Raw genomic sequence first — 7,048 nt, 5'->3', positions numbered from 1 at the left:
CGCCCGCTCAGCACCGTCTTCTTCGGCGGCGGCACGCCCACGCTCCTGCCGGCGGAGKACCTGGCACGCATTCTCACGGCTGCGATCGGGGCCTGGGGCCTGCAGCCCKGCGCCGAAGTGACCACGGAGGCCAATCCGGATTCCGTCACCCCGGAATCCCTGCAGCTGCTGGCCGACGCCGGGTTCACCCGCGTTTCCTTCGGCATGCAGTCGGCCGTGCCGCACGTCCTGAAGGTCCTGGACCGCACCCACACGCCCAGCCGGGTGCCCGAGGTGGTGCAGTGGGCACGGCAGGCGGGACTCGCGGTCAGCCTTGACCTGATCTACGGCACGCCGGGGGAATCCTTGGCTGACTGGCGCTACTCGCTTGAGACCGCCCTGTCCTACGGCCCCGACCACATCAGCGCCTACGCCCTGATTGTTGAAGACGGCACCAAGCTTGCGGTGCAGATCCGCCGCGGCGAGGTGCCGGAAATCGACGACGACGACCACGCCGCCAAATACGAGCTCGCCGACGAACTGATTTCCGCGGCCGGGCTCGCCTGGTACGAAGTCAGCAACTGGTCCCGCACCCCCGAACAGGCCTGCCGGCACAACCTCGCCTACTGGCGGGGGGACGACTGGTGGGGCATCGGCCCCGGGGCGCACTCGCACGTCGGGGGCGTCCGCTGGTGGAACGTCAAACACCCCACCGCCTACGCCAACCGTCTGGGCACCGGCGCGTCGCCGGCCGCCGGACGGGAGACGCTGGACACCGAGACCCGCAACGTGGAGCKGGTCATGCTTGAGGCCCGGCTGAACTCCGGGCTGGACATCCCGAGCCTCGGCGGCCTGGGAGACACTGGCAGGCACGCKGTCGCCGGGCTGATCGCCGACGGCCTGGTGGACCCCGCGGCTGCCTTCAAGGGGCGCCTGGTCCTCACGCTCAAGGGCCGGCTCCTGGCCGACGCCGTGGTCCGCAGGATCCTGCCGGACTAAGGCGCTGCCCCTCTGCCCGGGGGAGCCCGGACGCACCCGGGCCGTGGATATACAAAGAGCCGGCCGCCGCCCCTTGGGGGCAGCGGCCGGCTCTGCTGTTCTTGGGCCGTGCGCTTGGGGCCGGGCCGGCCTATTTGATCCAGCGCAGGTTGAACTCGTAGCGGTGCGGCTGGCCGCGGTTGACATGGATGCCCGCCGCCACCGAGAAACAGGTCACGGCGATCCAGATCACCGTGGCGAGCACGGCAAAGAGGTTGCCCACCACGGGAATGAAGACCAGCAGATTAGCGAGCACGGCCGCGATGGTCGGCGGCAGCGTGAAGTTGAGGGCTTCCTTGGACTCCTGGGCCGTGAACGGGCCACGGTCCTTGAAGATCAAGTAGATCAGCAGCGACGGCACGCAGCCCAGGATGCCGCCGAAGTGCGCCAGCGTGGCCCACTGACGGTCCTCGCCGGCCGTCAGCGGCAGCGCATTTGCCGGAACGCCATGGTACSGGGGCTGGCCATGGCCGGCCTGGTTGCCCGTGTGTTCGCGTGCGTTATCTGCCACGGTGAAGCCCTTCGGATTGCGGTGATGCGTTGCTGCCTGGGTTGTGCCTGGAATAGCCGGGACCGCGCTGGGAGCGCGGCCGCCGTTTCAAGAATACTTGCTTGGACGCGTAAATGGAGATCACGGAGCGGCTGGCTACGGCACGGTAAGGAAGTCAATGACCTCTTCGACGCGGCCCAGCAGGGACGCYTCCAGATCGGCGTAGCTGCGGACGGCGCCGAGGAGCTTCTGCCAGCCGAGGCCTATRTCCTCCTTGGTGGAGTGGGGCCACCCGAACGCCGTCAGGATGCCGGTTTTCCAGTCCACGCCGCGGGGGATCACGGGCCACCGCTCAATCCCCAGGACCGCAGGCCGGATGGCCTGCCACACGTCCACGTAGGGGTGGCCCACAATCAGGACGTTGCCGGCGGCACCCGGCGAAGCCATGACGGCGTCGGCAATCCGCGATTCCTTGGAATCGGGMACCAGGTGGTCAACCAGCACGCCCAGCCGGCGTCCCGGACCCGGGCGGAACTCCGCCACCGCGGCCGCGAGGTCGTCAATGCCGTGCAGCGGCTCGACGACGATTCCCTCCACCCGGAGGTCATCGCCCCAAACCTTTTCCACGAGCTCGGCGTCGTGCTTGCCTTCCACCCAGATTCGGCTGGCCTTGGCCACCTGTGCGCGCTGTCCCGCCACCCGGACCGAGCCCGACGCCGTGCKGCCGGGACCGGCGGCCGGCGCCGCCTTTGGCGCCGGAGGCATCAGCCGGATCGGCTGCCCCTCCAAAAGGAAGCCAAAGCCGAGGCGGAAGGACCGGGACTTGCCCCGCCGGTCCTCGAGCGCCACCACGTGCATGCCGCCGGACTTTTCCACCCGGGTCACGGCGCCCACCCAGCCGGACTGGACCTCCTCGAGGACCATCCCGCGTTCCACCGGGACTTCCGGCAACTGCGTCTTGGCGGGGGCGGACAGGTCCTGGGGTCCCCAGTTCTGGTACGACATCTCTACACGCTTACTTTGCACTCGGAATGTACGGCKGTCGGTGGAACTCTCCGGGGCCCGAAGGGGCCCGAACCGGACCACAGGGGCGCGGCAACGGCAGCGGCTGCCGCGGTTCCCGTTCCGTCGTGACGGATCCTCGTGGTCCCGCAGGCAACGCCCGGAGCGAATCCAATGCTAACAACGCGGCGACTCATATTAGACTGGTTAGCACTTAGGCATGTCGAGTGCTAACCCCTGTCCGGTCACAGACCGCCCCCGCAGCACGCGGGGACGCGAACCGAACGGTCCTGGGGCGGCACCGGCTGCGGGACCGTCGATTGGAGGTGGAGCGTGAGCGAACCACGCAAACTCGAAGTGCTGCGCGCCATCGTGGAGGACTACGTCCATTMCCGCGAGCCAGTCGGGTCCAAGGCGCTGGTTGAACGGCACCATCTTGGTGTCTCCAGTGCCACGATCCGCAATGACATGGCCGCACTGGAAGACGAAGGCCTCATCACGGCACCGCACACGAGTGCCGGCCGGATTCCCACAGACAAGGGCTACCGGCTCTTCGTCGACCAGATCTCGGCCGTCAAGCCGTTGTCTCCGGCCGAGCGCCGGGCCATTCAGGCGCTCCTGGAAGGATCAGAGGACCTCGACGACGTCCTCGACCGCACCGTGCGGCTCCTGTCGCAGCTGACTAACCAGGTCGCCGTCGTGCAGTACCCGCTGCTCAGCCGCGCCCGGGTGCGGCACATCGAATTCGTCTTGCTGGCGCCCCGGAAGGTCCTGGCGGTCCTGATCGCGGACACCGGGAAGGTGGAGCAGCGCGTGATCGACGTCGGTCAGGAGATTGCCGACGACGCACTGGCGGAGTTGCGCAGCCGTTTCCTGGCCAGCCTCTCCGGAACCCCGCTGAGCCTGATGCCGCAACTGCTGGCMGCCGTCGTGGMGAGCGGGCCGCCGGCGCGCCGCGGCGCAGCCCAGGCCCTGGCCCGCGGCCTCGAGGCCCTGGCCACGAGCAGCCGCGAGGAGCGTATGGTCATGGCCGGGACCGCCAACCTGGCCCGCTCCAACGTGGACTTCCCGCTCAGCATCKGCCCCGTGCTGGAGGCCCTCGAGGAGCAGGTGGTCATGTTGCGCCTGCTCAGCGAAATGGCCGAAGACCCGCGGGGTGTCACGGTCAGCATCGGACGGGAGAACCCGTACGACGGCCTCGCCGAGGCCTCGGTGGTGGCCACCGCCTACGGGCCGGACGCCACGGCCAAGGTCGGCGTCCTGGGGCCCACCCGGATGGACTATCCCACCACCATGGCCGCCGTCCGCGCGGTGGCCCGCTACCTTTCGAGGATCCTCGGGCCCTGACCGGCCCGKGACCGAACGCTACTTTTGCCCGACAGKCAGTGCCCCACAGGCAGAACAACAAGGAAGAGATACACACTTTGAGCAGCCACTATGACGTTCTTGGAGTCTCCCGCGAYGCAACGGGGGAGGAAATCAAGAAGGCCTACCGGAAACTGGCCCGGACCCTGCACCCTGACGTGAACCCGGGGGAGGACGCCTCGGACCGGTTCAAGGCGGTCACCCACGCCTACGAGGTCCTTTCCGATCCGCAGAAGCGCCGGGTCTATGACACCACCGGCAATGAGAACGGCACCGACAACGGCTTCGGCGGCGGMAGCTACTCCGGCCAGGGCTTCGCCTTCCAGGACATCTTCGAGACCTTCTTCGGCGCCGGCGGCGGCCAGGGCGGCCCGGCTTCCCGKATCCGCCGCGGCCAGGACGCGCTGATCAGCGTACGCATCGACCTCCGCGACGCCGTGTTCGGCGTCAACAAGAAGCTCGAAGTGGACACGGCCGTCATCTGCCCCACCTGCGAGGGCTCCTGCTGCCGCGAGGGCAGCCACCCGGTCCGCTGCGACATCTGTGGCGGCAGTGGCCAGGTCCAGCGCGCCGTGCGGTCCATCCTCGGCCAGGTCATGACGTCGGCTCCCTGCGGCTCCTGCGAGGGCTTCGGCACCGTCATCAAGGACCCCTGCAACGAGTGCAGCGGCCAGGGCCGGATCCGCAGCCGCCGTTCCCTGACCGTCAAGGTCCCGGCCGGCGTTGCCACCGGCACCCGCATCCAGCTGTCCGGCCAGGGCGAGGCGGGCCCCGCCGGCGGCCCGGCCGGTGACCTGTACGTGGAGATCCGGGTCAACAACGAYCCCACCTACGTCCGCGACGGCGACGACCTCCACGCCAGCCTCAACATCCCCATGACGGCTGCCGCGCTCGGCACCGAAATCACCCTGGAGACCTTCGACGGCGAGCAGGAGATCGACGTCAAGGCCGGCACCCAGTCGGGCGAGATCATCACCCTGCGCGGCCTCGGCGTCACGCACCTGCGCGGCCACGGCCGCGGCGACCTGAAGGTGCACCTGCAGGTCGAAACGCCGGTCAAGCTTGATCACGCCCAAGAAGAACTCCTCCGCCAACTGGCCAAGCACCGCGGCGAACACTTCACCGCGGGAAAGCTTGCCGCGAGCGGCGGTGTCTTCGCCAAACTCCGGGACCGGCTCGGTAACCTGTAGCGGTGAGTAACCCGGTCTTCTTCACCGCCCCAGGCACCCTGGATCAGCAGGTCCCCGGCTCGGCCTTCGTCCTCGAAGGCACCGAAGCCCGCCACGCCGTCACCGTCAAGCGGCTCGCCGTCGGGGAGGCCGTGGATATCGCCGACGGCGCCGGCAAGCGCCTGACCGGCACCGTCGTCGCCGTCGCTCCCGGCGAACTGACCGTCGAGTGCCTGGACCTCCTCGCGGAGCCGCAACCCGCGATCCGGCTGGTTCTGGTCCAGGCCCTCGCCAAGGGCGACCGCGACGAGCTCGCGGCMGAAACCGCCACCGAGCTGGGCATCGACGCCGTCATTCCCTGGCAGGCCGAGCGGTCCATCGTCCGGTGGAAGGCCGAACGTGCCGCGAAGGCGCATGCGAAGTGGCAGTCGGTGGTGACCGCGGCCGCCAAGCAGGCCCGCCGGGCCTGGATCCCGGAAGTCCGGGCCGCCGTCGACGGTGCCGGGCTGCAGGCCGCCGTGGCAGCCGCGGACCTCGCGGTCGTCCTGCACGAGGACGCTGTACGTCCCCTGCGGCAAGTACTCGAGGCCTGGCTGGACAGTGCTGCTGAAGGCGAGGCGGGGCCCGGCGGAGACGACGGGCCCCGTGAAGTTCTGCTGATCGTGGGCCCGGAAGGCGGCATCAGCCCGCGGGAGGTMACCCGGCTGTGCGACGCAGGCGCGGTGACAGCCCTGCTGGGCCACCATGTGCTGCGCTCCTCCACGGCAGGACCCGCCGCCACCGTGCTGGCCAGCGACATCCTCGGACGCTGGTAGCCGGCCGCGAGACTACTTGACCGTGACTACTACTTGACCGTGAAGCCTCGGGTGTCGGTGAACACTTCCCTGGAGCTGTMCGCCGGGTCCACCTGGGACACGCGGACTTCATAGCGTCCMGGGCCGAGGTTCGCGGACAGGGTGAACAGCCCGGACTGCGCGGAGTCGGCCGAAGCCGTCGCGTTGCCGTTGAGGTAGGCGGATTTGGCGTTATCGCCGTCCACCTTGAGGATCTCCCAGCGAAGCTTCCCGCCTTGAACGGTGCTCCGGCCGCTGATCTTGACGGACCCGTCAGCGACGGACGTGCCTTCCTGYGGATCAATGATCCACACGGGGGCAACCATCCCGGCGCTGCGCGACGTCGGAGCGCCGAGCCGGACATGATTGAAGGCGACATAGTCCGTATGCCCGTCGACGAGCACCACCACCTGGACCTGCTGTCCGGAATYKATCAGGCCGGCGCTGGCGGCCGCTGCKGTCGCGGTGTAGACGAGCTGCTGGATKGCGCGCTCGGCCATGGCCGCGTCCACGTTGCTGTTGAAGGCATCGGCCGAGACATCCACCGTGATGACGTTCTTGCCGGAAATCGACGTCGACAGCTTCTTCGGATTCTGCCACGGCGTGAAGAAGTCCGGGTCGAGCGGCTTCTGGGACATCATCACCCGCAGGGCGCGCGTGACCGGGTTGTCCTGATMCGGGACGTCACGGAACTCGCGGTACAGGAAGGCGTTGTCGTTGCTCCGCCCGATCCAGTACACCGGGGCCTTGTTCGACGTTTGCGCGGTCTCCAGCGGAGCGCTGGTGGTGGGGGCACCCGACGCCGCGTCCGGAATCAGCTCCGACGGGCTGCTGGAATTGGTGATGCCGCCCTGAGGAGTCGCCACGCAGCCGGACAGAAGGAGGGCGGCGGGCAGCACGAGCACCAGCGCGACGCGACGGACGCGTMCCGCTGCTGACTGTTGAACCTCACGCTGCCTGATGCTGCTGTCCCTTCGTGTACCACGCCACGCCGGGCGGGGATGATCCGTTTTGTGGGCGGCATGGACCGCCGGTGGCTGCCCTTTCTTGGCCCGCCGGGCGCCCGGCCCGGAGCCCTGGAGGACAGCCGAATTCCAGCATGGCACACAGGCCCGGGGCGAAAGTCCGGTTTGGGGGCGCCCGGCGGAACTGCAACGGGAACGATATGAGGC

The 7,048-nt window shown here is 68.8% G+C and carries 7 protein-coding genes; 4 read left to right on the top strand and 3 right to left on the bottom strand.

The window, feature by feature from the left end; genetic code table 11:
* Positions 1-978, top strand: a 978-nt coding sequence (locus AC1DBQ_RS20300; RefSeq protein WP_476930224.1) for a coproporphyrinogen-III oxidase family protein, incomplete at its 5' end; no start/stop codon positions are given.
* A gap of 130 nt (positions 979-1,108) precedes the next feature.
* Here AC1DBQ_RS20300 and AC1DBQ_RS20295 read toward each other — a convergent pair.
* Positions 1,109-1,528, bottom strand: a complete 420-nt coding sequence (locus tag AC1DBQ_RS20295) for a DUF4870 domain-containing protein (RefSeq protein WP_476930223.1) — start codon at positions 1,526-1,528, stop codon at positions 1,109-1,111.
* A gap of 135 nt (positions 1,529-1,663) precedes the next feature.
* On the bottom strand, positions 1,664-2,512 hold the full coding sequence (locus AC1DBQ_RS20290; RefSeq protein ID WP_476930222.1) for a DUF3097 domain-containing protein: 849 nt from the start codon (positions 2,510-2,512) through the stop codon (positions 1,664-1,666).
* Between the two features lie 330 nt (positions 2,513-2,842).
* On the opposite strand from AC1DBQ_RS20290, the gene hrcA reads away from it, so the two are divergent.
* The 3 genes from hrcA to AC1DBQ_RS20275 all read left to right on the top strand — a co-directional run bounded on the left by hrcA (position 2,843) and on the right by AC1DBQ_RS20275 (position 5,858).
* Complete coding sequence (hrcA, locus tag AC1DBQ_RS20285; protein ID WP_476930221.1) at positions 2,843-3,856, top strand: heat-inducible transcriptional repressor HrcA; 1,014 nt, start codon at positions 2,843-2,845, stop codon at positions 3,854-3,856.
* A gap of 77 nt (positions 3,857-3,933) precedes the next feature.
* Positions 3,934-5,064, top strand: a complete 1,131-nt coding sequence (gene dnaJ, locus AC1DBQ_RS20280) for a molecular chaperone DnaJ (RefSeq protein ID WP_116767672.1) — start codon at positions 3,934-3,936, stop codon at positions 5,062-5,064.
* A 2-nt stretch (positions 5,065-5,066) separates the two neighbouring features.
* Positions 5,067-5,858, top strand: coding sequence for a 16S rRNA (uracil(1498)-N(3))-methyltransferase (locus AC1DBQ_RS20275; protein ID WP_476930220.1), 792 nt, complete (start codon positions 5,067-5,069; stop codon positions 5,856-5,858).
* A 29-nt stretch (positions 5,859-5,887) separates the two neighbouring features.
* On the opposite strand, the gene AC1DBQ_RS20270 is transcribed toward AC1DBQ_RS20275, so the two are convergent.
* Positions 5,888-6,742, bottom strand: coding sequence for a GerMN domain-containing protein (locus tag AC1DBQ_RS20270; RefSeq protein ID WP_476930219.1), 855 nt, complete (start codon positions 6,740-6,742; stop codon positions 5,888-5,890).
* Positions 6,743-7,048: the final 306 nt, after the last annotated feature.

The sequence above is a fragment of the Arthrobacter sp. 10T413_2 genome (assembly GCF_056394205.1).
This window is presented reverse-complemented; position numbering and strand designations above follow the sequence as displayed.